Genomic DNA, 1244 nt, shown 5'->3' with positions numbered 1-1244 from the left:
GACCCAGCGTGAAAAACCGGAATTTCGCGCCCAGCCGCGCACAATGCGCCGCCACCGGCTCCCACACCGCGCTGTCCTTGGTGTTGTTGTCGATCACCAGCACCTCGTAATCCTCGTAATCGAGGGCGGCGAGCGCGTTCAGCGTCTGCTTGACCATATCGGCCGGCTCATTGCAGATCGGCAGATGCAGCGAAACCTTCGGCAGTTTCGTACCATGGGGCGCCGGCACCGGCTCGAAATGCCGCTTGCGCACCCGGCCGAACAAGGTCTCGGTCAGGTCGAAACTATCCGCGATCAGCAGGAACAGCAGCAGCCCCTGGCCCAGCGCCAGCCCCCTGATATCCAGACTGAGCTGATCCCCCGCCTGCACCCTGGCATAATCCGCCGCGTCCACGAAGGTCAGGGGCAGGATACCGAAGTTGATGAGATTAGCGAGGTGAATACGCGCAAACGACTTGACCAGCACCGCGCGCACGCCGAGATAGCGGGGCGCCAGTGCCGCATGTTCACGGCTGGAACCCTGCCCGTAATTGTGACCCGCCACGATAAAACCGCCCCCAGCCGCCTTGGCGCGGGCCGGGAAAGTCTCATCCACCATGTGGAAGACAAACTCCGAAATGGCTGGCAGATTGGAGCGCAGCGGCAGCACCTTGGCTCCGGCCGGCATGATGTGGTCAGTGGTAATGTCATCTTCCAGCCGAATCAGTACCTCGCCCTGCAGGCTTGCCGGAGCGGCCTGCCCGGTGGGAAGTTTGGCGATGTTGGGGCCACGGATGATGTCCACCGGGCTGCCTTCGGCGGCGGGGGCGAGCACCATACGGTCATCGACCAGAAAGTGCTCAGGTACCGGCACGTGAATGGGCGCCAGCCCCAGATCGCGGGGATCGGTGATCACCCCGGTCAAGGCACAGGCGGCACAGGTTTCCGGGCTCGCCAGATACACCGCCGCATTTTTAGTACCGGAACGCCCGTAGAAATTGCGGTTGAAGGAACGCACCGAGACGCCTTCCGTGGGCGGCGCGAAGCCCATGCCGATGCAGGGTCCGCAGGCCGATTCCAGAATGCGCGAACCGGCCCCGATGAAGTCCAGAAGGCCGCCATCCCTGGTCACCATTTCCATCACCTGCCGCGACCCCGGCGATACCCCCAGGCTGACGCCATCAGCGATGACCTTGCCCTTGAGCATGCTCGCCACGGTCATCAAATCCGTATAGGACGAGTTGGTGCACGATCCGATGGCCACC

Annotated in this window: 1 protein-coding gene; it reads right to left on the bottom strand. The window is 63.3% G+C overall.

Translation table 11 applies throughout. The features are described 5' to 3' along the window. Positions 1-1244: aconitase family protein (locus tag Q0C48_RS02515; protein ID WP_291521226.1), on the bottom strand; the 1244-nt coding region annotated here is incomplete at both ends.

Source organism: Acidithiobacillus sp. (assembly GCF_023255755.1).
Lineage (GTDB): Bacteria > Pseudomonadota > Gammaproteobacteria > Acidithiobacillales > Acidithiobacillaceae > Acidithiobacillus.
This window is presented reverse-complemented; position numbering and strand designations above follow the sequence as displayed.